This window comes from Verminephrobacter aporrectodeae subsp. tuberculatae At4 (genome assembly GCF_000193225.1).
GTDB lineage: Bacteria > Pseudomonadota > Gammaproteobacteria > Burkholderiales > Burkholderiaceae_C > Acidovorax > Acidovorax aporrectodeae.
This window is the reverse complement of the sequence record NZ_AFAL01000003.1, coordinates 1-241: the sequence shown is the minus strand read 5'-3', so window position 1 is coordinate 241 and position 241 is coordinate 1. Positions and strand designations below refer to the sequence as shown.

Genomic DNA, 241 nt, shown 5'->3' with positions numbered 1-241 from the left:
CTTTTACGGTGCATGTTGGTGAAGGAATCAACGTCGTCACCAACGTGGCCGTGGATCCCGAGGCCATGACCGTCACTCTGACATTGACCAGCCCCGTAGCCGCTGGTCAGAAAGTGACCCTCGACTACGCCGACCCCACGGGTCTTAACGACGCCAACGCCATTCAGGACGTGACAGGCAACGATGCATTGAGCGTGAAAGACCGTTGGGTTAGCAACGGCACGCCAGATACACCGCCCCC

Annotated in this window: 1 protein-coding gene; it reads left to right on the top strand. The window is 58.9% G+C overall.

Annotated elements, in window-relative coordinates:
• A partial coding sequence (locus tag VTU_RS24990) for a SwmB domain-containing protein (RefSeq protein WP_010099595.1) occupies positions 1-241 on the top strand: 241 nt, incomplete at both ends.